General features: G+C 55.3%; 28 protein-coding genes, 1 pseudogene and 1 riboswitch. Of the genes and pseudogenes, 3 read left to right on the forward strand and 26 right to left on the reverse strand.

The genetic code is table 11. The features are described from left to right. Window positions 1-20: 20 nt before the first annotated feature. From gltS to moaA, 17 genes are all read right to left on the reverse strand, one after another. Window positions 21-1244, reverse strand: a complete 1224-nt coding sequence (gltS, locus tag L1D47_RS03860; RefSeq protein WP_239882640.1) for a sodium/glutamate symporter — start codon at window positions 1242-1244, stop codon at window positions 21-23. 212 nt (window positions 1245-1456) lie between these two features. Continuing rightward, window positions 1457-1612 carry a DUF2986 domain-containing protein gene (locus L1D47_RS03865; protein ID WP_239853918.1) on the reverse strand — a complete coding sequence of 52 codons (156 nt, stop codon included), beginning with the start codon at window positions 1610-1612 and terminating at the stop codon, window positions 1457-1459. 110 nt (window positions 1613-1722) lie between these two features. Then, on the reverse strand, window positions 1723-2115 hold the full coding sequence (locus L1D47_RS03870) for a RidA family protein (RefSeq protein WP_239882641.1): 393 nt from the start codon (window positions 2113-2115) through the stop codon (window positions 1723-1725). Between the two features lie 196 nt (window positions 2116-2311). Further along, window positions 2312-2479, reverse strand: a complete 168-nt coding sequence (locus L1D47_RS03875) for a YqaE/Pmp3 family membrane protein (RefSeq protein ID WP_239882642.1) — start codon at window positions 2477-2479, stop codon at window positions 2312-2314. A 21-nt stretch (window positions 2480-2500) separates the two neighbouring features. Continuing rightward, a complete protein-coding gene (locus L1D47_RS03880; RefSeq protein ID WP_239882643.1) occupies window positions 2501-3175 on the reverse strand; it encodes a TIGR01621 family pseudouridine synthase in 675 nt (224 codons plus the stop codon). A 12-nt stretch (window positions 3176-3187) separates the two neighbouring features. Continuing rightward, entirely contained in the window at window positions 3188-4447 is a 1260-nt protein-coding gene (locus tag L1D47_RS03885) for a HAMP domain-containing sensor histidine kinase (RefSeq protein WP_041509738.1), read from the reverse strand. Window positions 4448-4496: 49 nt separating this feature from the next. Beyond that, window positions 4497-5174, reverse strand: coding sequence for a response regulator transcription factor (locus L1D47_RS03890; RefSeq protein ID WP_239882644.1), 678 nt, complete (start codon window positions 5172-5174; stop codon window positions 4497-4499). Between the two features lie 3 nt (window positions 5175-5177). Then, window positions 5178-5714, reverse strand: coding sequence for a PepSY domain-containing protein (locus tag L1D47_RS03895; RefSeq protein WP_239882645.1), 537 nt, complete (start codon window positions 5712-5714; stop codon window positions 5178-5180). 150 nt (window positions 5715-5864) lie between these two features. Beyond that, on the reverse strand, window positions 5865-6224 hold the full coding sequence (locus tag L1D47_RS03900) for a NirD/YgiW/YdeI family stress tolerance protein (protein WP_239882646.1): 360 nt from the start codon (window positions 6222-6224) through the stop codon (window positions 5865-5867). Window positions 6225-6345: 121 nt separating this feature from the next. Next, window positions 6346-7455, reverse strand: a complete 1110-nt coding sequence (locus tag L1D47_RS03905; RefSeq protein ID WP_239882647.1) for an ABC transporter ATP-binding protein — start codon at window positions 7453-7455, stop codon at window positions 6346-6348. Continuing rightward, window positions 7436-8116, reverse strand: a complete 681-nt coding sequence (modB, locus tag L1D47_RS03910) for a molybdate ABC transporter permease subunit (protein ID WP_239882648.1) — start codon at window positions 8114-8116, stop codon at window positions 7436-7438. Before modB ends, L1D47_RS03905 begins: the two co-directional genes overlap by 20 nt. Further along, entirely contained in the window at window positions 8116-8907 is a 792-nt protein-coding gene (gene modA, locus L1D47_RS03915; protein ID WP_239882658.1) for a molybdate ABC transporter substrate-binding protein, read from the reverse strand. Before modA ends, modB begins: the two co-directional genes overlap by 1 nt. 85 nt (window positions 8908-8992) lie before the next feature. Next, a complete protein-coding gene (gene moaE, locus L1D47_RS03920; protein WP_041509677.1) occupies window positions 8993-9460 on the reverse strand; it encodes a molybdopterin synthase catalytic subunit MoaE in 468 nt (155 codons plus the stop codon). A 1-nt stretch (window position 9461) separates the two neighbouring features. Next, window positions 9462-9713 (reverse strand): molybdopterin synthase sulfur carrier subunit, encoded by a 252-nt coding sequence (gene moaD / locus L1D47_RS03925; RefSeq protein ID WP_239853910.1) that lies wholly within the window; start codon window positions 9711-9713, stop codon window positions 9462-9464. Between the two features lie 27 nt (window positions 9714-9740). Then, entirely contained in the window at window positions 9741-10217 is a 477-nt protein-coding gene (moaC, locus tag L1D47_RS03930; RefSeq protein ID WP_041509675.1) for a cyclic pyranopterin monophosphate synthase MoaC, read from the reverse strand. Beyond that, window positions 10210-10740, reverse strand: coding sequence for a molybdenum cofactor biosynthesis protein B (moaB, locus tag L1D47_RS03935; RefSeq protein WP_239882649.1), 531 nt, complete (start codon window positions 10738-10740; stop codon window positions 10210-10212). Before moaB ends, moaC begins: the two co-directional genes overlap by 8 nt. A 112-nt stretch (window positions 10741-10852) precedes the next feature. Next, entirely contained in the window at window positions 10853-11833 is a 981-nt protein-coding gene (gene moaA / locus L1D47_RS03940) for a GTP 3',8-cyclase MoaA (RefSeq protein ID WP_239882650.1), read from the reverse strand. After that, window positions 11821-11955: riboswitch (molybdenum cofactor riboswitch) on the reverse strand. (Overlaps the previous gene by 13 nt.) Before the next feature lie 226 nt (window positions 11956-12181). Here moaA and L1D47_RS03945 point away from each other — a divergent pair. Together L1D47_RS03945 and L1D47_RS03950 are read left to right on the forward strand one after the other, a co-directional pair. Further along, on the forward strand, window positions 12182-13831 hold the full coding sequence (locus tag L1D47_RS03945) for an electron transfer flavoprotein-ubiquinone oxidoreductase (protein ID WP_239882651.1): 1650 nt from the start codon (window positions 12182-12184) through the stop codon (window positions 13829-13831). A 258-nt stretch (window positions 13832-14089) separates the two neighbouring features. Continuing rightward, the gene (locus L1D47_RS03950; RefSeq protein WP_239882652.1) at window positions 14090-16006 is read left to right on the forward strand and encodes a methyl-accepting chemotaxis protein; all 1917 of its coding nucleotides are present in this window, start codon (window positions 14090-14092) and stop codon (window positions 16004-16006) included. 89 nt (window positions 16007-16095) lie between these two features. Here L1D47_RS03950 and L1D47_RS03955 read toward each other — a convergent pair whose 3' ends face one another. The 6 genes and pseudogenes from L1D47_RS03955 to L1D47_RS03980 all read right to left on the reverse strand — a co-directional run bounded on the left by L1D47_RS03955 (window position 16096) and on the right by L1D47_RS03980 (window position 20130). Next, the gene (locus L1D47_RS03955) at window positions 16096-16416 is read right to left on the reverse strand and encodes a DUF4870 domain-containing protein (protein WP_144202491.1); all 321 of its coding nucleotides are present in this window, start codon (window positions 16414-16416) and stop codon (window positions 16096-16098) included. Window positions 16417-16496: 80 nt separating this feature from the next. Beyond that, window positions 16497-17189 carry an MOSC domain-containing protein gene (locus L1D47_RS03960; RefSeq protein ID WP_239882653.1) on the reverse strand — a complete coding sequence of 231 codons (693 nt, stop codon included), beginning with the start codon at window positions 17187-17189 and terminating at the stop codon, window positions 16497-16499. A 664-nt stretch (window positions 17190-17853) separates the two neighbouring features. Further along, a complete protein-coding gene (locus L1D47_RS03965) occupies window positions 17854-18711 on the reverse strand; it encodes a PfkB family carbohydrate kinase (RefSeq protein ID WP_239882654.1) in 858 nt (285 codons plus the stop codon). Window positions 18712-18840: 129 nt separating this feature from the next. Next, window positions 18841-19224: a GNAT family N-acetyltransferase gene (locus tag L1D47_RS21235; protein ID WP_345778751.1), complete on the reverse strand. Its 384-nt coding sequence runs from the start codon at window positions 19222-19224 to the stop codon at window positions 18841-18843. Between the two features lie 60 nt (window positions 19225-19284). Next, window positions 19285-19809 (reverse strand): annotated as a pseudogene (locus tag L1D47_RS03975) (GNAT family protein); the annotation flags it as partial. A 39-nt stretch (window positions 19810-19848) separates the two neighbouring features. Then, complete coding sequence (locus L1D47_RS03980; RefSeq protein ID WP_239882655.1) at window positions 19849-20130, reverse strand: antibiotic biosynthesis monooxygenase family protein; 282 nt, start codon at window positions 20128-20130, stop codon at window positions 19849-19851. Window positions 20131-20425: 295 nt separating this feature from the next. Here L1D47_RS03980 and L1D47_RS03985 point away from each other — a divergent pair, with 295 nt between their 5' ends. Continuing rightward, complete coding sequence (locus tag L1D47_RS03985; protein WP_239882656.1) at window positions 20426-20641, forward strand: hypothetical protein; 216 nt, start codon at window positions 20426-20428, stop codon at window positions 20639-20641. Here L1D47_RS03985 and L1D47_RS03990 read toward each other — a convergent pair. From L1D47_RS03990 to L1D47_RS04000, 3 genes are all read right to left on the reverse strand, one after another. Next, window positions 20638-21261: an HD domain-containing protein gene (locus L1D47_RS03990; protein WP_239882657.1), complete on the reverse strand. Its 624-nt coding sequence runs from the start codon at window positions 21259-21261 to the stop codon at window positions 20638-20640. The two genes, L1D47_RS03985 and L1D47_RS03990, sit on opposite strands and share 4 nt — an antisense overlap. Before the next feature lie 69 nt (window positions 21262-21330). Then, on the reverse strand, window positions 21331-22674 hold the full coding sequence (locus L1D47_RS03995; protein ID WP_041509666.1) for a coproporphyrinogen III oxidase family protein: 1344 nt from the start codon (window positions 22672-22674) through the stop codon (window positions 21331-21333). A 420-nt stretch (window positions 22675-23094) separates the two neighbouring features. Continuing rightward, the coding region (locus tag L1D47_RS04000; RefSeq protein ID WP_239882331.1) for an integrase core domain-containing protein at window positions 23095-23334 on the reverse strand (240 nt) is incomplete at its 5' end.

The raw sequence follows: 23334 nt of genomic DNA on the forward strand, positions 1-23334 counted from the left end.
TTAATACTTAGCGAGTAAGGCTAGCCGATAAAGCTGAGATAGCCCTGCAATATGATGGCGTTGACTATGTCGATGAAGAAGGCACCGACGATGGGCACCACCATGAAGGCCTGTGGCGATGGCCCCGTGCGTGACACCAGGGCCCCCATGTTCATCACAGCCGTCGGCGTGGCACCCAAGCCGAATCCACAGTGACCACCGGCCATGACGGCGGCGTCATAATTGGCGCCCATCAGCTTGAAGGTGACCCAATAGGCAAACAGCGCCAGCACGGCGGTCTGCACCAACAAGATAATGAGCAGCGGCACCGCCAGATCGAAGATCTCCCACAACTTAAGATTCATCAGCGCCATGGCTAGGAAGAGCGCCAGGGAAACCGTCCCCAAGACGTCGACACTCTCGCGGTTGATCTTAAAGCCGCGCGAGACCTCTGTGATGTTGGTGATCACCACACCGAAGAAGAGCGCATAGACGAACTCAGGCATCTTCAACCAGCCGATATCCAGATAGTCCACCAGGGAGCCAAACCACTTGGCACCGGCCACACACAACAAGAGAATAAAGAGCACCTCAAGGATACTCTTGGCCGTCACCCTGTCTTCTTCGAGCTGGTCATAGGTCACCAAATCCGGATGGTCCTTGTGGTGATTGCCACCGACACCGTAAGCGGAGACGAGACCATTCTTGTTGATCAGGCGCTGCGCCACTGGACCACCTATGATACCGCCCATCACCAGGCCGAAGGTTGCCGCCGCCATCGCCAGCTCCAGGGTGTTGATACCATACTGCTCGGAGAAGGTCTGCGCCCAGGCCGCACCTGTGCCGTGGCCACCCGACAGGGTGATCGAACCGGCGATCAGTCCCATCAGCGGTTCCAGCCCCAGGGCGGTGGCCATACTGACCCCCACGGCATTCTGAATTATGATGTAGAGCGAGGCGATAGCCAGAAACAGGAACACCTTGGTGCCACCCTTCATCAATAATTTATAACTGGCCGCCAGTCCCACGCTACTGAAGAACATCAGCATCAGGGTATTCTGCATCGACAGGGAAAACTCCAACGAGATGTTGTAGGAATGCAGCACGGTGATCACCGCCGCCACCAACAGACCACCCACTATGGGTTCGGGAATATTATATTTACGAAACGCTGCCACGTGACGATTAACCGAATGGCCAATAAAGAGCACTAAAATCGCCACCAGAAACGACTCCAGCTCTCCAACGGTATAAACAGTATTCATGGTTCTCCTTATTTAGGCGATAGCCATATCGGCCTATCTTGCCTTGTCATCGGACGCGCTACATCAAGCCGCCCAAGCATTGCCCTTTCTTAGGTCGCTCACGCCGGGCACTACTCCAATGTGTATCTCATCAGGAGATTCAAGATAGGAAGGTGTCGGCAATAAAGCGCCCCAACGGGACGAATGAAAATAAATTGAGGAAGGTCTCTAACCTAAGAGACGAGTTCAGCGGGTGGTTCGGCCGCCTCAGCGAGTCGTTCGCGTTCGGCCTTGGCGATATACTTAGGCTTACCTGTGCGATGAAGTTTAGCATTCGCCTTCTTCGCCTTGGCCTTAAGTGTTTGATTGATTTTCTTCTTTCTGTTCATGGCGGCGATTATAGCCTAAAACGCCGCCCCATTGGGTTATCAGAAAGTTAACAGTACAAATTTAATGCAAGTCAGTTCGGCTAAAATTGGGCGCCGACGGCCTAATCCCCCTAGAAAGCCTTAGCCGCCTGCGCCTCGATCTCTACCCGCCAGCGTGGGTCAAACAGCCCCTGGACGAAGAGCAAGGTGGTTGGCAATCCGCCCACATCAAACCCCAGACGCGCCTTGGCGGCTTGGTAGGCTGGTAGATCACCTCTGTCGACAAGGTAGATACGCACCGACACCAAGTCTTTCAAATCCATCTCGTTGGCCCGTAACATGGCGCGTAAGTTCTCCCACGCCTGCACTATCTGCCCCTCTGTGTCGGGCGCAAGCTTGCCCTGCCTGTCTATGCCCAGCTGTCCGGCAATATTCAGCCAGCGCGAGGGCCCTGGGATTAGCGCACATTGATGGTAGTTGGCCGCGGGGGCCGCCAAGGTATCCGGACTCCAGATCTTATTCACCTTCTCTCCTTTACTCGCTTGAATTAGACCCAGCGAGTCTGGCAAGTCGGGATACGGAGAAAAATGGAGGTGGCTTGAACTCACAGTTCAGGCCAGGGTTAACAATCTGCCATAAAAAAGCGCAGCCTATGCCGCGCTCCATTACTTAATATCGAACAAGACTTAATCTCGAGCAAGATTTAGCCTCGAACAAGACTTAAGATTTGGTCACCACCCACAGGGCGTGTAACAGGCCTGGAATGAAGAACAGCAGGCAGAGAATGATATTGATCAGCAGATCCTTACCGACACCACTCTTCAAGAAGACGGCAACCCGTGGCAGCAGAATAGCGATGATGACGAGCAGCAGTTTGTTGGTATCCATAGACAGGCTTCCTTAATTGACTCAATTTCGTTTTGGCCAATCTAACTTCTCAGGCTTACCCCATGTTTGCAACTGGTTTTTTACCCCGTTTAGGCCAAATGCCTCGCCCTGCTCAGGCGCGTGCCGATAGGCATACGCCTGCCCCTGCCATTCGAACCCCAGGGCGAAGGCGTGCAGGTAGCCACGATCGGCCTCCTCACCACCATAGAGGCTATCGCCGAGGATCGGCACCCCCAGGCTGGCCAGCGCTACCCTAAGCTGATGTGTCTTACCACTGAGCGGCTTGAGCAAATAGAGACGCAGTCCCTCGGCCACGGATTGCGAGAAAAACTGAGTGATCGCCGGGTTTTCCTTGCTGCGCAGCAGCTTATACATGCTGCGACGAGACTTGGCCATGTCGCCCACTATGCTGCCCTGCTTCTTCTTAGGCTTGCCCTTAGCCAGCGCCACATAGTACTTCTGCACCTTGTGCTCGCTGAAGAGACGGGTAAACCCGGCCGCCGCCTCGCTCGACTTGGCGAACAGCAGCAGGCCAGAGGTCATGGTATCCAGGCGATGTACCGAGTAGAGCTTGATGTCGAGATCCCGTTCTAGCTGTGCCATCACGCCTGCACTGCCGTCCTGGCTATGAAAGTGCACCCCGGGTGCCTTGTCGATCACCAGGAAGTCTGCCTCATCGGCAATGATCTGATACATGGATTGTCGCCCTTATGAAAAACGTATGCTCACCTGCAGCCCAGGCTGGTTATCGGAGAGTTCGATGCGGGCATTATGACGTTGCAAAATCGCCTTGACCAGCGAAAGTCCGAGCCCCGTGCCCTTGTTGTGACGGCTGGGATCCAGGCGCACCAGACGATCGAACACCTTCTCGGTGGCATCATCAGGGATTCCGGGTCCATTATCGCGGATCAATATGCGGTTCCCCTGCTGCGCTATCTCTATCTTGGCTCCCTCGCCGGAGTACTTAATCGCGTTGTCCACCAGGTTAAACAACGCCTGGAACAGCAGGTACTTATCCCCCATCACGCTATGGTCTTCGTCCAGCGACAGGGTCAATGTCTGGCCGTTGGATTCGGCCATCGCCTCGGCCATCTCAAACAGATCCTGACACAAATCGTTCAGACTCAAGGGTTGTAGTTCGAGATCTTGCTGCCCCTCCTCGATTCGGGTGAGGGATAACATGGCATCGAAGGTCGCCAGGCAGTGATCCAACTCCTCTATCAGGATGGCGCTGGCCTCATCCAGCTCCTCGACCGGCTTTTGCGGTAGCTGTTCCAAGCCGATTCTCAGGTGAGACAGTGGCGTCCTGAGATCGTGGGCGATATTGTCTGTGGCACCACGCACCGCATGCAGGTTGGCCTCCAGGGTATCTAGCACCTGGTTAAAGTTGCCCGCCAGCATATCGAACTCATCCTGTCGCCAGCTGATTGGCAGTCGAGTGGAATACTCGCCACGCTCGATGCGACGACTCAAACGGTTATACTGCACCAGTCGGCGCAGAATCGCCTTGGAAAACAGATAACCCAGAGCAAGGGTGAGCACTATGGTCAGCATCAGCGCCGTGATGGCCGCGTTGACGAAGCGCTCGATCAGGGTCGCCAGCTGGTCGGTTCGGGTGGCGATAAGCACTGGGCCGTAACGGGTGATCACCAGGCCGCCGGTAAGAATGTGCAACTTGTCCGGACCGCTGGTGAGAATAGGAAAATCTCGCGTCTCGGGCAGCAGTGGCATGTCATCTGGCATCAGGCTCAGCGCCCCCACCAGATCCAAGGAGCTACGCCACACCACCAGGGCCGTCTTGGGATCGGCGGTGCGGATCTGGGTGGCAAAGCTGCGTCTGTCCAGGGTCAGCGCCATCTGCTGATAACGTACCTTCTCCGCCGCCAGGTGTTGGTTGGTCTGCAGCTCCTGCTCGTTGATCAGCTGACGATACATGCCAAACAGCAGGGTGCCGATAATCAGGGTCACCAAGGCAGAGAAGATGATGGTAATGCGCCAGGCACTACTCTGATAGGGTCTAATGCCCTTGACGGAGGCGATAGCCAGCCCCTCGAACCGTTTCGATCAGCTCGCCAAAGCCCTGCTCTTCAAACTTGCGTCTCAGCTTGGCGATATGCACGTCGATCACATTGGTCCGAGGATCGAAATGGTAATCCCACACCGCCTCGAACAACAGGGTGCGGCTGATCACCTGATTAGGGTGTTCCATCAGGTACTTGAGCAGTTGAAACTCTTTGGGCTGCAGCATGATCTCGCTGCCCGCCAGGGTGACCTTACGGGTCAGCAGTTCCATCACCAGTTCGCCCACCTTAAGCTCGGTTTGTGCCGGCACCGAATTGCCGCGCTGCATCAGTTTCTCGGCGCGCACTAAGAGTTCGGAGAAGGCAAATGGCTTAGTCATATAATCGTCGCCACCGGCCCTGAGCCCCTTGACGCGCTCATCCACATGGCTCAGCGCCGACAGGATCAGCACCGGGGTCTGATTGCCGGTCGCACGCAGCGCCGCCAGCAACTTAAGGCCATCGAGCTGCGGCAACATGCGGTCCAGTATCACCAGGTCATACTGCATACTGGTGGCCAGCAAGAGTCCCTGATGACCATCGCTAGCCGTCTCGATATTGTGCCCCTGTTCGGCAAATCCCTTGACCACATACTCTTTGGTGGTCGCATCATCTTCTACCAGTAATATTTTCATCTGTTAATCCCACTTCAACAGGGGCAAAGGCCGCTGATTTTCGATATCGAAGGCTATTCTATGTTTAACGTTGGCATCGATAAGCTTAAGTTCCAGATAGCTGATGCCCAGGTCGTGATCCAGCTGCGCCTCCAGAATATGGGCGTTGCTGTCACCCATGGCCAACTTGAGCAGTTGCGAGAAGGTCTGCTCCATATCCCTGAGCATCCTCACCGCCTTGAGCTCATCCTTATCGTCCGCCTCCAGGGCTTCCACCTTCTGACGAATGAGTCGGCCATCTTTGGCCCAGAATTCAAATTCGCTGATGGTATCTTCCTTGGTGTTGATCATGCTGATCTCATAGATCAGCTGACCATTTTCCACATCGATCTGAAACTCGGATATCACCCCAGGGTAGCTCTTCTCTGCCTGCTGGATCATCTTCTGTGGAGTCAGGCTTTGGCTATCCGATAGCAACTCAAGCACTGCCGGGTTGGCTTGGGCCAAATTCGCCCCCGCCAGTCCAGACAACAGCATTAAACTGATAAACCAACGAGCCATAGCTCCTCCATTAAATTCTTCAATATCGGTATCTTACACGCAAAAAATCCCTGTACCAATGGGATAGACGAGGGGCTTTGGGCTTTCAAGATTAAATTTAGTTTAAACTCATTTGGCCGATTTCACTCATCTAGGCACCAACGCCTGGACTTATTCCGCTTGATCGACCAATTCGATGCTATCTATCTCAATCTCAATGCCGCGCCATTCATCATCCACCTCGCCCCTCAGGGTCACTGTGGTATCGCTGGAGACCTCTATGTTGCGCCACAGGGCATTGTCTATCTCCACCTCGACTTCACCGCTGCTATCGCGAAACAGGTACTTTTCATCCCCCAGGCTCTTGATCAGCTTACCTATCAGCTCCACCTGTGTATCGTCTTTGGCCGCATGGGCATCGCTGGCGTGCTGAATCACACCACCCGCCTTAGGGCCGTTATAGGCGGCAAAAGCCGGTAGGGTGAGTACGCAAGAAAGGATTAGGGTACCGGTCAGTTTCTTCTGCATCATATTTCTCCTCGAGTCTTAATACCCAAGAATAGATGACGGCAAATATCGGGGAGATGGAAGCCGTATTAAGGATTGATCATATTCTATTCGGCGGCCAGAAAAGCTGACTCATTCTCGAGAATCAGTCATTCTCCAGGATATGGATCAGCTCAGACTTGAGCGCCACCTCGGTCTCGACGCCAGGCGCCAGGCCCATCTTCTGGGCGAAATGCAACGGCACCTCGGCATTGAGGTGATACTTAACCCCCTTGATGCTGGCAAGAATGCGCATGGTCTCACCCATACTCAGGCAGGACTCTATGGTGATACTGAGCTTGTTGAAGCTGCGGCACAGACGCCCCTTGGTGATCGAGTTAAACCTCACCCCCTGATTAGGGATCACCCAGCGCACCTTGGCGCCTATATCTAACTCTTCACGGTAATTACCGGCAATCAGGTGCTCACCAAACTTAAGCCAGGTGATCTGTCGCTCCGCCTCTTGGGCCACCACGTGCGCATCGAACAGGTTTCTTAGTCCCATCTGCTTGGCGACCTCCTCGTTACGTGGCTGGCTCAACACCTCCCGCGGACTGCCCTGTTGCAGCAGGGTGCCCTGGCTGATGAGGATCATGCGATCCGCCAGCAGCAGCGCCTCGTTAAGATCGTGAGTCACCATGATGACGGGGATCGCCAGCTGCTCTTTGAGTCTGGCCAGCTCCAGGTAGAGACGCTCGCGGGTCTCTCTGTCGACCGCCGAGAAGGGCTCATCCAGCAGCAGGACTCTGGGCTCCCGGGCAAGGGCTCGAGCCAGGGCCACCCGCTGACGCTGACCGCCGGACAGGTTGGCCGGCAGACGATCCGGCAGACCGTGCAGGTTCACCCGCTCCAGCCAGTCTTTGGCCCGCGCGACCCGCTCCGCCTTGGGAATATGATCCAGCGCCGCCACCACGTTGGCCAGCGCCGTCATGTTGGGAAACAGGCCAAAGTGTTGCGGCACATAGCCGAGATGACGCTGCTGAGGCGTCAGATAGCGCCCTGTGTCGCTGCTAAACCAGACGCTATCGCCATAGCGGATCTCGCCCGACTCGGGCTTGGTCAAGCCGGCGATCATCCGCATCAGGGTCGACTTCCCCCCCCCGGAGGGGCCGACCACGGCCAACACCTCGCCGGCACGGCAGACAAACTCGGCATCCAGGGCGATGCCTTCCTGCTGGAAGATCTTACAGCTGAGATCAGCGACGTCTTGAGACACTCACGCCTCCTAATCGACGGGACAGACTGGTGGTGAGTGCCAGCGCGGTAATGGCAAACAGCAGGAGCAGCAGAGACATCTGCCCCGCGGCGGCGAAATCGAACGCCTGCACGCTGTCGTAGATGGAGATGGCGATGGTCTTGGTCTCACCAGCGATATTACCGCCCATCATGAGCACCACTCCGAACTCACCCAGCACATGGGAGAAACAGAGCACCAGCGCGGTCAATACGCCCGGCCATACCAGGGGCAGCTCTATCTTAAACAACACCTTGGCCGGACTCATGCCGCAACAGGCGCCTGCATCGCGCACCTCTTCGGGCACCGCCTCGAAGGCGCGCTGAATCGGCTGTATGGCAAAGGGAATATTGACCAGCACGGAAGCCACCACCAGCCCAGAGAAGTGGAACACCAGCTGTTGCCCCAGCAGGGCTTCAAGCGCCTGCCCCAACCAGGACTGACTACCCAGGCCCACCAGCAGGTAGTAACCGATCACGGTCGGGGGCAGCACCAGGGGCACCATGATCAGCGCTTCCAGCCAGGACTTGCCCCTAAACTGACGATAGGCCAGAAAGCGACCGGCCCAGATGGCAAAAGGGATCAACACCAGCACAGTGACACAGCTTAACTTGATCGAAAGCAGCAGCGCCTGCCAATCCATCAGTGATCTCCACCCTGTTTGTCGACCTGACTAATACTCGCGCCATCGGCTGAGGCGCCATCAGTCCCCTCATCGGGCAGGCCGAAGCCAAACTCGAGGAACACCGCCCTCGCCTTAGGCTGACTCAGATAGGCATAGAAGGCCTTGGCCGTCTCACCCGCCTTGGGGGTGAGCACCATGCGCTGGTTCATGGGTGAGTGCCATTCGCTCGGCAGCGCCACATAGTGGCTGGCGGCGCGAAACTGCGGCGCCATTGCCAGCGACAAGGCGACGATACCGCCATCGGTGGAACCGCTCAAGGCAAACTGCGCCGCCTGAGACACATTCTCACCAAAGATGAGGTGGGGCTGCAGGGCTTGCCAGAGTCCCAGATGCTGCAGCGCCTCTCTGGCTCGCTCGCCATAGGGGGCATGATCCGGATTGGCGATGGCAAAACGCTTTAATCCGCCCTGCTCCAGCAGTGTCTTAACGCCGACGAGTTCGGCATCTAAGGTCAGGGGCGAACGCTTGGGCGCAGCGAGTGCCAAGCGGCCGATGGCGTAGATCTCGCCATCGCTCTGGGTTACCCCAAGCTTATGCAACTGATAGATATATTTATCGTCGGCAGACAGAAACAGCTCGAACGGCGCACCGTGGCGCAGCTGCGCCACGAAGTTGCCCGAAGAACCATAGGAGATGCGCACCCGCTTGCCCGTATCCTGGGTGAAATCGGCGGCTATCCTATCAAGGGCAAACTTGATGTTAGAGGCGGCTGCGATAGCCGGCACCTCTGCCGCCCAGGCGGGCGTCATGCCAAACAACAGCAGACAGCCTAAGACAAAACCTCTGAATAAATCCATTTCAACCCTTCCTCATCACCAGGGAGCTCGCCCCGGCTTACTGCTTGTCCCACATCTTGGCCGCCTGTTCGTCGGCGTCTTTGGCCTCAACCCAGTTCTTGCCCTGATCGCCGGCCTCCAGCTTCCAGAACGGTGCCTTGGTCTTGAGAAAGTCGATCAAGAACTCACAGGCCGCAAAGGCCGCCTTGCGGTGGGCACTGGTGACGCCGATGAAGACGATCTGCTCGCCCAGAGCCATGGTGCCGACACGGTGAATGATGGTCACGTGGGTCAGTGGCCAGCGCTCTCTGGCCTCGGCAGCGATCTGGTTGAGCACCGCCTCTGTCATCCCAGGATAGTGCTCCAGGGTCAGGTCGGTCACCGCGCTGCCGTCATTGAAGTCGCGCACCTTGCCTACGAAGGTGACCACGGCGCCGTCGCTGTCATCGGACGCAATACGGGCATACTCCTCGGGCACGCTAAAATCTTGCGTCTGCACCAATACTCGGTCAATCGCCTGGCTCATACTAACCTCCGGTAACGGGGGGGAAGAAGGCCACCTCGTCGCCATCTTCGACCTGGGTATCCCAGCTGCTGATGGTCTGATTGACCGCCACCAACAGCTTATCGGACGCCAATACCTTGCCCCACTTATCGTCTTTGGCCGCCAGCAGCGCACGCAGGCCTTCGGCGGTAGTGGTCTGTTCGCTCGCTTCGACTTCGAGCTTGCTCTCACCTAATAGTTCGCGCACCTGGGCGAAAAACAGCACATGAATCATAAACTTTCCCCTAAATACTCGTGTCGCTTAAACCTTAAAGTGCCCAGACTTGCCACCCCGCTTCTCCAGCAGGCGTGTCTGAGAGATCACCATATCTTTCTGCACCGCCTTACACATGTCGTAGATAGTCAGTGCCGCCACAGAGGCCGCGGTCAGCGCCTCCATCTCGACCCCTGTCTTGCCCGACAGCTTACACAAACTGGTGATGCGTACCCGGTTGTGTGCCGGCTGCGCCTCGAGATCCACCTCGACCTTGGTTAGCATCAAGGGATGGCACAGCGGGATGAGATCTGAGGTCTTCTTCGCCGCCTGGATCCCCGCGATGCGAGCCGTGGCGAACACGTCGCCCTTGTGGTGGCTGCCGCTCATGATCATCTCAAGCGTCTCGGGCGCCATCTCGATGAAGGCCTCGGCGCGGGCCTCGCGCTCGGTAACCGCCTTCTCGGTGACATCCACCATGTGGGCATTGCCATCGGCATTAATATGGGTAAATTCACTACTCATCGATTGCTACCTTCTTCACGTGCATCACAAAGTTACAGGGTCTGTGAGTGGCATCCAGTTGTTCTCTTAAGATCTTGTTCCAGCCCGTCTTGCAGGCACCGGTAGAGCCAGGCAGACAGAAGATGGCTGTCTTATTGGCGAAGCCGCCCAGGGCGCGGGACTGTACCGTCGAGGTGCCCAGCTCTGTGTAGGTAATATGCCGAAACAGCTCGCCAAAGCCCTCTATCTCGCGATCCAGCAGCGGCTTGACCGCCTGTGGTGTGTTGTCCCGCTCGGTAAAGCCTGTACCGCCGGTGGTGATGATCACCTGCACATCACTCGAGGCTATCCACTGAGACAATACCGAACGTATCTGATACTTGTCATCTTTAATCAGTCGGCGCTCGGCAAGCTTGTGTCCGGCCGCTAGCAGGGCCTCTTGTAAAAACTGTCCCGAGGTATCTTGGCTCAGATCCCGGCTATCGGAAAGGGTTAATACCGCGATATTGAGCGGTTCAAATTCGGTTCTCGTGCAATGACCCATAACGTCTCTCTTCACTCTTGGTGTTGTTTGCGGTTAACTGGCGCGTCTACAGGAATATGGGCAGAGTATACCCAGACAGCGAAAGCAAGTTCTTGCGCTGGCGCAAGCCAGCCTAGCCTCCGATAGAGGCCAGATGCTGTGTCACGCCTGTGATGCCATCGTGGAGGAAGTGGGTTTCCTTCTTCGCCCTCAACTGGCCGTAAAGTCGTTCGATCAACTCACCACGCTGCTCGTGGGATTGCAGTAGATCCCGCAAATCGACACCGTGTTCGGTGAAGAGGCACAGGTGCAGTTTCCCCTTGGCGGAGACCCGCAGGCGGTTACAGCTGGCGCAGAAGTTCTTCTCATAGGGCATGATCAAGCCGATGCGCCCCTTGAAGTCGCCATGGCTGAAGTTTTGCGCCGGACCATCGTCTACCGCCGACTGGTCCAATTGCCAGCCATCCTGAATCAGCTGCGACTTGATGTCGGCACCCGCCAGGTGGTGGGCCTTGAAGTAATCACGTCCCAGGCCGGTTTCCATCAGCTCGATGAAACGCAGATCGATTGGTGTGTGCTTGATCCAGTGCAGGAAGCGTGGCAAGTCTTTGTCGTTTAAGCCCTTGAGCAGCACGGCATTGATCTTCACCCGCTCGAAGCCCGCCTCGAGGGCCGCGTCGACGCCGCGCATCACCTCGTCGAACTTATTCTCGCCGGTGATCTGATAGAACATGCGAGGGTCCAGGCTGTCCACCGAGACATTGATGCGTCTCAGGCCGGCATCGAACCACTCTTTGGCATGCTTCTCCAAACGATAACCATTGGTGGTGGTTGCCAGCGTCTTGATCTTGTCGTTATCGGCGACGATACGCACGATATCGGTAAAGTCTTTGCGCAGGGTGGGCTCGCCACCTGTGATGCGGATCTTCTGGGTACCGACCTCGGCAAAGGCGCCCACAAGATTCTCGATCTCATTGAGATCTAAAAACTTAGGCTTACCGTCGGGGCGATAACCATCGGGGAGGCAGTAGGTGCATTTGAAATTACAGACATCGGTAACCGACATCCGCAAATAGTGAAATCTTCGACCAAAATTGTCTTGTAGTTGAGACATGATCACCTTTCCAAGTAAGGGGAGGTGAGTCAATTTCTTTCCTCACCCCGGTGGCACTATTGCCACGGCTTAATCTCCCTATCTGTAGACGTAGGAGAGAAAGCTCGGAGAACCGTCGTTTCCCAATTATAGGCCGATATAGACCGGCTTTTATAGCAAAAACTTCCCGTTTCTTGTCTGAGATCAATCGGGCGTTAACATAATGTGACACCGCTCACGAAGATAAATACCATCAATTAGTCTATCCTGACTGCTTAAACTCTGTGCCATTTCGCCATTTTAGGGTAAGGTGGATGCAAAGAATAAAACACCCGTTTCAATCGGGGGAAAGCTAAAAGAGGTGAAGTGATGGAACGCGAATCGATGGAGTTCGACGTCGTTATCGTTGGCGCAGGCCCTGCCGGCCTGGCTACCGCATGTCGACTAATGCAAATCTCTCAAGACTCTGGCCAGGAGCTCAGCGTCTGTGTGGTCGAGAAAGGTTCGGAAGTAGGCGCGCACATACTTTCAGGCGCCGTGTTCGAGCCTAAGGTACTCGGCGAACTGTTCAGCGACTGGAAAGAACAAGGTGCACCACTGCACACGGCCGTCACCCACGACGAGCTGCACATGCTCAGTTCAGACACGGCCTCACGCGCCATGCCCAACGCCTTTATCCCTAAGACGATGCATAACGATGGCAACTATATCATCAGCGTCGGCAACCTGGCCCGTTGGCTCGCCGAGCGCGCCGAGGCCTTAGGCGTAGAGATCTTCCCCGGCTTCCCTGCCAGTGAACTGCTGTTCAACGAAGATGGCAGCGTAAAAGGGATCATCATAGGTGACATGGGTGTCGGCGCCGATGGCGAGCCCAAAGACAGTTATGAACCCGGCATGGAGCTGCACGCCAAGTACACAGTATTTAGCGAAGGCTGCCGTGGCCACCTGGGCAAACAACTGATCGAGAAGTTCCACCTGGATAACGGCAAGACGCCGCAGCACTATGGCCTGGGCTTCAAGGAGATCTGGAAGGTGCCCAGCGAGCAGCACGAGCAAGGTAAAGTGGTACACACGGGTGGTTGGCCGCTGACAGAAGGCGCCTCGGGCGGCGGCTTCCTCTACCATCTGGAAGACAATCAGGTAGCCGTGGGTCTTATTATCGATCTCAACTATCAGAACCCACACCTGAGCCCATTCGATGAGTTCCAGCGTTACAAGACGCACCCGGTGATCAGTCAATACCTCAAGGGCGGCGAGCGTATCTGTTACGGTGCCCGCGCCATCACCAAGGGCGGCCTCAACTCACTGCCCAAGATGAGCTTCCCTGGCGGCCTCATCATAGGCTGTGACGCCGGCACCCTGAACTTCGCCAAGATTAAGGGTACCCATACCGCGATGAAGAGCGGCATGATCGCCGCCGAAACCATCTGCCACGCCCTGCATGCCGGCGTAGAAGGTGGCAAAGACCTCGACTGCTACCAGGAGAAGTTCGAACAGAGCTGGCTGCAGGATGAGCTCTACTGCTCACGTAACTTCGGCCCGGCGATGCACAAGTTCGGTGCCTACCTGGGCGGCGCCTTCAACTATATCGATCAGAACTGGTTTGGCGGCAAGTTCCCTATCACGCTCAGAGACGAGAAGGCCGACTATGCCCAGATGGCCGAGGTGAGCGCCTACAGCAAGATAGAGTATCCCAAGCCAGACGGTAAGCTGAGCTTCGACAAGCTCTCTTCTGTCTACCTGTCGAACACCTTCCACGAGGAAGATCAGCTGTGTCACCTGCGTCTCAAAGACGAACGAATTCCTATCGAGGTGAACCTGGTTAAGTTCGACGAACCGGCGCAGCGATACTGCCCGGCCGGGGTCTATGAAGTGGTGGAAGACGCTGGCGAGAAGAAGTTTGTCATCAATGGTCAAAACTGTATCCACTGTAAGACCTGTGACATCAAAGATCCGAGTCAGAACATCACCTGGGTCACCCCAGAGGGCGGCGGCGGACCTAACTACCCAAATATGTAAGTCCGGCATCGCCGAAAAATAATACAGACGACAAACGCGCCCTTGGGCGCGTTTTTACTTGCGCTTAACATCCCCGGCCACCATAATGGCCCCATACCTACAAGCGTCACCAAGACGCACTCTGTGATCCAGAGTGGATCGCCCTACCCTCAAAAAAGTTCAATGGTTTAGCGTGTTTAGAAAACAGCGACTAACCTTAATAATCAAGTTGTCACACTCCGAGGGATGCTCGGACAGAGTAGATGCGAGTCATAAAAGATGAAACTAAACATGCTCACCATCAAGCAGAAAATATTACTCACGGTTACGGTCGCGGTATTGTTGTCTACCGTGCTAGTGGGTGTCTTGAGTCAACGCAGCGCCAAGGAAGTCGTCGAGCAGCGCATGCTCACCTCGGAGCTGCCCAACACCTTGCAGGCGATCCGCAACAAAGTAGAGATGGATATCGCCACCCTGATGAACGCCGCCGAGCAGCTGGCCAACAGCAAGATGCTCAAGCGCTGGCTGGTCGATGGCCGCCCGGCGGAGACAGAGCCTCTGGTGATCGCCCAGCTCAAGGATGTGCAAGCGCAATATAAGCTGGTTCAGGCCTCCTACGCCGACAGACAAACCGCCGCCTACTACACTCAGGACGGTTTCCTGCGCATCCTCACCCCAGAGCAGGACGGCTGGTTCTTCAACTATAAAAACAGTGGCACCGAGCGTATGCTCAACGTCTTCACCGAGGCCAATGGTGATGTGAAACTCTTCATCAACTATCAGCAACCCAACGACCGCGGTTTAGTGGGGTTGGCCAAGTCACTGGATGACATGGTGCGCCTGCTGAAGTCCTTCAAGATCGAAGATACCGGCTTCGTCTACCTGGTGGATGCCAAGGGCGACGTTAAGCTGCACTCGGACACTAGCCAGATAGGCAAGGCCAGCCTGGCCTCCCTCTATGGCGGCGATGTGACCAGGCAACTGCTGAGCAAGGGCGACTTCGGCCTGACACAGACTGAGCAGGATGGTGAAACCCTGCTGGTCGCCAGCAGCTATATTCCGTCGATGGACTGGTATCTCATCGCTCAGGTGCCAAGAGCCGAGGTGTTTGCCCTGCTGGAAGAGTCGGCCTATCAGATCCTCATCTGGACTCTGCTGATCGCCGCCGCCTTCATCGGCTTCTCTACCTTCGTCTCCGCCTCGGTGAGCCAGCCCATCGCCAAGGTAGCCGACATGCTACAAGACATAGGTCAGGGTGAGGGCGATCTACGCCAGCGCCTGCCCGTCGAAGGCAACGACGAGTTGGCCCAGCTCGCCAAGGGCTTCAACAGCTTCATCGAAAAGATCCAGCACTCCATCATAGAGGTGACGGACACCAGCGTGCAGCTGAGTCATGCCGCCAAGGATGTGGCCAATCAGGCCCAGCAGACCCAGGACGACAGCCAGCTACAGAAAGATCAGACCATGATGGTGGTAACCGCGATCAACGAGATGGGCGCGACCGTACATGAGATTGCCGGTAATGCCGCCCAGGCGGCCGACAACGCCAAGGACGCCGACAACGCCTCAAGCAACGGTCAGATAGTGGTCACCCGCGCCCGCGACACCATCAATCAACTCTCGGAGGATGTAGAGCAGGTAGGCAATGTGATCGAGTCGCTGGCCACCCACACCACCTCTATCGGCAGCATCCTGGATGTGATCCGCGCCGTGTCGGATCAGACCAACCTTCTGGCCCTCAACGCCGCCATCGAGGCCGCCCGTGCCGGTGAGGCAGGCCGAGGCTTCGCCGTGGTCGCCGAGGAAGTCCGTAACCTCGCCTCACGCACCGCCGCATCGACCGATGAGGTGCAGAAGATGATCGACAACCTGCAGAGCGAGGCGGCCCGCGCCGTCGAGGCGATGACCCAGAGCAAGAGCCGCAGCCAGGAAGGGGTACAGGCGGTCGACGAGGCCAGCCATACCCTGACCGAGATCAGCCAGCAGATCGGCGCCATCACAGACATGAACATTCAGGTTGCAGCCGCGACCGAAGAGCAGTCTACCGTGGTGGAAGATATCAACCGTAACGTCACCGAGATCAGTGAGATCACCCAGCATACCAGCGAAACCTCTCAGGCGGTGGCTCAGGCAAGCCAGTCGCTCAACCAGCTGGCCCACAGACTCGACACCCTGGTCGCCGGCTTCAAGGTCTAAGTCTAGGTTCTGGTTTAGATTTAGGCCTGAGTCAGGCCATAAAAAAAGCCCGCTTTTGCGGGCTTTTTTCTATTTAACTTTCTTCATGCTTAAGGCTTAAGAAATTTAATCGTCAGCGGATACTGGTAACTAATGCCCTCGCTGGCCTTCATGGCCGCGATGATGGTTACCACGATATCAAAGATCGCCAACACACCGAGCAGGATGAAGCCGATGCCGACGAACATGAGGATCATGCTGATGATGGCGTATACCATCACGCTTATCTTAAAGTTGAGACAGTTGCGACCACAGCTGTCGACAAAGGCGATCTCCTCGCGCTTCATTAGCCAGACAATCAGGGGCCCCAGGATGGAACCGAAGGGGATCAGGTAGCCGGAAAAGCTGGCCAGATGCACCGCCACCCCCATGTTTCTATCGTCGCGGGACAATTGTTCGAAATCAGACACGAATTACACTCCTTGATGATTCATTCTCTTTTTATTTATTATTACAGGCGGTTAGGCCCAAATAAACGCATTTCCCAAGCTTCAATCTTGCGACTTTCCAGGCGGCGCTGCAAGCTATTTACCCAAGACTGGGCCAAGCCCTCACAACTCACCAGACGATCATAGGCGACAGCGTCATAGGTGGGCGAGAAATAGATCCCCATCGCCTCGCGCAGGCTGATGTCGGTGCGCCGCTCGACGAGGCGAATATCATCCTCCAGGTGGATCACCCCAGGCGTCACCACCCGATAGAACCAGCCGCACATGCCACTAGTCTGCATGGCGAGAGCAAACCCGGGATGACCAAACTGATGGTTGAGCTTGAAGCAGGGCGAGCGGGGCTGAGTCACCTGCAGTTGTACCTCGCCGATGGCAATGATGTCGCCGACATTCACCTGAGTCTCGTCCAGACCAACTGTGCTGATGTTCTCACCCATGGCGGGCACATCCTTAAAGCCCTGCATCATGTCCCAGCGGCGAAACTGACCATAATGCTCACGGGGAAAGTGATGTAATACCCTATCGGCACCGCCGTGATGCTTGGGATCCGCCTGAGCATCCCCCTCGACGCCCAACGCTCCCACCACCAGGCGGCTATATGCCTGCTTGGCGTCTATCATGCTGGGTATTCCTTCAAAGGCCTTGGCCTTATCGCCACGATACAATCCCGAAATCTTGTCTACTAACCGCGTCATATCCTTCACTCCCCTGACTACTGCTTACGCCTCTCGCCCTCAGACAAAGGCGAGACGATTCGATACAAACTCCCTCTGTCGCCTCAGGCATTGCCCCTGAAAAATAGCGGCCTAGGGCCTGTTTATCTTTCGCGTTCATTTTTTGCAGCATTCTGTATCGCTTTTATACAAGGCAGAGCGATTGTAATGTGTGCTACATCAATGAGCGATAACGCAGTAGAAAAATGATACAGACGCTGCCCACAGGGTTCGTCTTGAGCACGTTCAACGCTTTGGTACTCGGCTTTTATATAGAATCACTATACTTCAAGCCTCATGCCGCGAATTGAACCTGCTCAATGAGAACCAAAATTGTTCTCAAAAGGTCAACAGGCCCTAATTTTCCCTCAAGAAGATATCATGAAACAACACCTATTAGCCGTCTTACTACCTAATTTCATACTCTTGCAGGCCCAGTTAGGCATAGGCCATAGCAACAGGCGCTAGACAAGGAACAAAGAACAAGAGGCAAGAAACTGCAGGCAAAAAAAAGCCCCAGAAGATGGGGCGAGAGAACAGAAAAACACACTATGTTTGAAAAGAAGCTACACAAAACAAGGTCAGGGAACCGCTTACGACCAATGGCGTTACTCTAATCTGAGTAAATGACACTATGATGACAAATCTAGCCCTTTTGTGTGACCGCCTGCTCCAGGTATGCCTTTAACTGTTCTCCGGGTATCGAACTCTCTGTCGCCACCGCAAAGGCCGCCCAGCGCGCCCCCTCGGCCATGGCCTGACAATCGCCATCACCACGCACTAATCCATGGATCAAGCCAGCCGCATAGGCATCTCCGGCCCCAGTGGTATCCACCACGATGGCGGCCTCGGCGGCGACATGCGTCTCGCCTTCTGGCTGATAGAGCATGGCGCCCTCGGCGCCATCTGTCACGATAAACGCCCGTAGGCTCTCGCCGGCGATGGAGAGACCGAACTGCCAGGGCGACAGCTCGCTACGCCCCTGCATATCGGCGCGCGAGGCGATCAACACATGGCAGGGACGCTCACGGTTGTCTTTGGCCAGTTGCGCCACGACTAAGCTATGAGGCAAGGCCGTCTTGGCCCAGCTGACGGCACCTTCTGCCGAAGAGTTAATATAGAGGGCGTCCCAATTTCGCCAGTTAGGCGGGGCGGCAAGCTCAAACCTTGGCCGCTCGGGGCGTATGATGGTGCGCTCGCCATCTGGGGTCATCACCAGCAGCATCTCACAGGTATGTTGTTGATAGCGCTGCATCAGACGGCAATCTATGCCCAGGGTACTTGTCTCGGCCAGCAACCAGTCGCCTATCTCGTCGCGACCCACCTGACTCACCAGCGCCACCTCGTGACCGGCCCACACCAGACCTATGCCTGTATTGGCACCACCGCCACCGAGGCGCTGACCACCATCCTGATAATGAAAACGTCCCCCCATCTTCAAGGGCTTATCGAGTCTGAGAATACGATCGCAGTTGAGGTTGGCAACCAGCAGAATATTAGCCATGCATGCTCCGGGTAACGGGGAGATGGAAAGATTAGGCTCCCCTAACGAAAAGGTTACTGGCCCCTAACCTCGTGTATCGGGGCCTGCCGTGCCTCCTTTATACCAAGCAAGAAAGGAGGGCTCAACAGATTAGGGCTGCAGCAGATACATGCCCTCACTCGCCGGTCGCGAGAGTTTAAAACCAAACTTCAGATAAAGTTCTGGAACATCAGCCATTAAGGTAATGTAGGCCCCCTTAGGCGCCGCCTCATCGAGATACTCCATGATGGCGGACATGATGGCACTCCCCAGGCCTCGTCCCTGATAGTCGGGATCTACGGCGATGTCCACCAGCTCGAAATTTAGGGCGCCATCTCCCACGACTCGCCCCATGGCGATCACGCTTTCACCCGCTAGTCTGTCATCGGCTAGAATGTGTACACCAAAGAGGCTGAGGGGGAGCCCGGCTTTTGCCGCGGCGCGGGATCTCGGCGTCAACCCTGTGATCTGCCTAAGGCGTAAAAAGTCAGCCAAGGGTGCGACCCGCCTGATCAGGCGAAAATCCTGAATGCTCTCCCCTGTCTTTACTTGCCGCCACTCACTTGCCAGCAGGGCGTAACCATACTCGCTGCCCCAACTCCCTTTGAAGAAGATGTTGTCGCGGTAATGAGCCTCGCGGCGAAACCCCAGGCGCTCAAGCAGCCCCCAGGCGGCGTGGTTTTTCACATCCGTGATGGCCGAGATTCTGTGCTTGCCCAGGCCATCAAACAGGTAGATAAGCAGGGCCTGCAGCGCCTCGCGAGCCAAGCCCTGACCTTGATACTCGCTCGCCAGGGTAAAGCCTATCTCGACCTGTTGCTCGTCGATAAAATGCTGCGCCAGATCCCCTACTAAGACTCGGGTCTGACGACACTCCAGCGCCAACTGCATCCAGGTGCCCGGCGTGTCGAAGGCAGTGTTTTGCAATTCATCAAACAGCGCCAGCGCATCGCGATAGTGATAGTCTTGCCAGCCCTGGTAGCGGGCCACCTCAGGATCGGCGCGGTAGGCGGTAAAGGCCGCTAAATCACTGAACTCAAAGGCGCGGCAAATTAGCCGCTCTGTCTCGAAGTAGATCATGGCTTCATCCCTGCCCCTATGCCTATGTCAGCACTAATGCTAGGCAAGGGCGTAGTAGCCACCCGTCGGCGGCGCGGCAAACAGTGACATGGCGTCCTGCATCTTATCCTTTGGATAGGCCTGCACCGAGGCGCGGTGATGCTCGGCTGACTCCCAACGCTCGATCACCAGCAGGCGCCCCGCCTCATCGAGTGGGCATAAGACCTCGTAGCTTAGGCAGCCAGGCGATGCACAGATATACTCGCTTAACGAGAGAAGGAAGGACTTTAACGCCTCAGCCTGACCCGGCGCGGCCTGAAACTCACCGATACGTACTATCATTAGATTTCCCTGTACAAAATGAAGAATTCACCAAGCTACCCTATTACCGGGTGCTCCACAAACGTCTCTTATGCGCTTTTCGACCAATGAGTGCGTAAGTGATCGCCCATAATTAGCTTAGGTGATATGCGACCTCTGACCTAAGCCAACTTTGAGAATGAAATAAGTATATGAAAAAAATAAATAAAAACCTCATCAACCTTTAGACCTATGAGGTTTTAGGATAAAAATCAACCTCTACAACCTGCCAACTTGACGTTAGGCTGACAAGCAAAAGAGGTTATGAGGTTATTGAATGGACTCAATACTGACATTAGAAGAGCTGATGGATAAGCCCCTATGCAAGGAAGAAAAACTGCGCCGCTACCACCAGTGCCTGAGAGAATTTGAGCTGCTAGGCTATCAAGATCTCTTTATCGAACAGATACGTCAGGAGGCTCGTCAGCTCGAGCAGAAGTTAGCACGCCGCGCTAAGGCTAATCACAAACAGGCTCCCAAGCGGGTCCCCTAGATCTCTTGCGCCAGCTGGTCGAGAAAGTCCTGCATCACCCGGGTGCGATGCCTTGCTTCTTCCCTCGCAGCCGCCGTCTGCATGGTGTCCGCCAGGGTAAACAGCTTCAGCTTGAAGTGATCTAAGGTATAACGGCTGTCATCGGCCTCTCTGTGCTGGCAGAAGGGATCCTCGGCATGATATAGCGGGCGCCCGAGCGTTGTGCCTACCTGCAGACAACGCACCACACCTATGGCTCCCAGGGCATCGAGGCGATCGGCATCTTGCACTATCTTGGCCTCCAGCGTCTCTGGGGTCACCCTGGCGCTGAAGCTATGGGCATGAATGACATGGTGAATGGCATCATGGTACTGCTGGGGATAATCGATGCGCTTAAGGAAGGCGATCGCCTTATCGGCCGCCAGCAACGAACTCTGGCTGCGTCTTGGATCGTCTTTGGCCAGCGTCACACAGTCATGCAACCAGGCCGACGGCACCACCACTTGCACATTGGCCGATTCGAGCTGACACAGGCGCTTGGCGGTCTTCACCACTCGCTTCACATGATTGAGATCGTGGGCGGCATCGGCGGGTAACTCGGCGGCGATAAACTGGGCAAACAGGGTCTCGAAGGCCTGCATGGGACGAACTCCGGCAATAAGAAAGGCCGATCTATGATCGGCCTCTTTCGCTTAGATAGCAAATATCCCTTACATGTCGCAGGGCTTGAGCGGCTTACGCAGCTGTGCCCGCACGTTATCCATGCCTGAATAGAACTCTTTCATCATCAGGAGCCCCATCATCTTACCGTTGTCTGTCACGATGAGATTATCGGGATCATTCGGGTCATTCTTGATGGCGCCGATCGCCTTCATCGAGGTCATCTCTTTAAACAGTGCCCAATCCAGGTTTACGCCGAAGGTATCGCGAAAATACTTGCGCGACAGACGACCCGAGAACATGCCCAGCAAGAAGCGATACTGCATCACATCCTTCTGACTGTAGTTCTTCTGCTGCTCGACACCCATGCGGCCCGAGGCGATATTCTCCTGATACTTGCGCAGGGAGAAGGTGTTCACATACAGGGTGTCGTTGAGGAAGCTGAAAGAGCCCGAGCCCACCCCTAGGTATTCGTCGTAGTCGATCACATACTCGTCGAAGCCTTCGTTGTTGGCCTTACCAAACGCCCAGGCCGACAGCTGGTTATACTGACCATTGAGGCTATTTAGGATCTGGCGATACTGGCGTGCCATATCCCCCTGAGGCGCGGCCAGTTTACCCTTGACGCTCTTCCGGGTCTGATGGGTGATCATCAGAGGATAGGTGGTGATCTGACGAGGGTCTAGGCGGGAGGCCATATCCAGATCGTGCTGAATCACCTCGTCTGTCTGGCCACGGAAGCCGAAGATGAGATCCACGTTGATGATAGGGAACAGCTCCTTGGCCGCCATGATCTTATCGAAGGTCTGCTGGCCCGAGCCAAACTTCTCCAGGCGATCAGTCATGGCCAGAATATCATCGTTGAAGCTCTGTACCCCGATGGACATGCGATCCACCAAGCCTTCGAGCAGTTTAAAGCCTGGGCTGTCCAGGTGCTGAGGATCCGACTCGCAGGAGACCTCTTTGATGCTAGGAAAGAGCTTCTTGGCATGTTCTATGGTGCGCGCCAGTTCATCTTCTAAAACCGTTGTGGTGCCGCCACCGATATACATGGACTCGAAGTCGTAGCCCAGCGCCTTGACCATCTCCATCTCCTTACGCAGCGAGACGAAATAGGCGCGCGCCTTCTCCTCTTTGAACAGGAAACGGTGAAAGGTACAGAAGGAGCACAGTGTGTGACAGAAAGGCACATGGGCATAGAGCATGTACTTCTTGCCTTCGACGGGTGCCGGCATCATGGAGGCGGACTGGGTATCGAGTCGCAGGTTCTTGTCGACATAATACTGCATCACTCGTTCCATCGAGTTCAGCATCCAGTTAGGGACGGTAATGTTAGCTTGGTACGGCTTAATCAATGCACCTGGCGCCGCTTGAACAATAGAAGACGAAGACATAGATATTCCTGGCTGAACCGGCCTTGAGAACAAAGCCTTTTTATAAATAAGGACTTAAAGCGATACACATCCATTTGCGGAACACAAAAGTATCACTTTAGGAATATATAAAACGTGAACTGGCTTAGAGTTACAACACCTAGCATTGGATTAGCCAAAGAATTGTTAAGCATGTCATGTTTTAGGAAATGTTGAATAAATGTGATCGCGCATTTTTACCCGATAAGGGTAGTGAGATAACAGGGAAAACATTTAACAAAAATCGACCTGTTGCAGCGATGATTTAAATAGCCTAGGGCCTGTTTATCTTTCGCGTTCATTTTTGCAGCATTCTGTATCGCTTTTATACAAGGCAGAGCGATTGTAATGTGGTGTGCCACATCAATGAGCGATAACGCAGTAGAAAAATGATTGTAGTGGTCAACTAAAATTGGCCACGGTTTTGTATTCAAGCCAGTATCTTCGCTCTGACTCATTGGGTGTCAGCCCACCGTTATATTGATGTGGTCTCAGCTGACTGTAATACCCCGTCACATATCGTGAAATTTCACTCTTAGCCTCACCGATATCCCGATAGCCGGTCATCGGTATCCATTCTGTTTTTAAGCTTCTAAAGAAGCGCTCCATCGGGCTGTTGTCCCAGCAGTTTCCTCGTCGACT

The organism is Shewanella sp. Isolate7, from assembly GCF_022398425.1.
Taxonomy (GTDB): Bacteria; Pseudomonadota; Gammaproteobacteria; order Enterobacterales; family Shewanellaceae; genus Shewanella.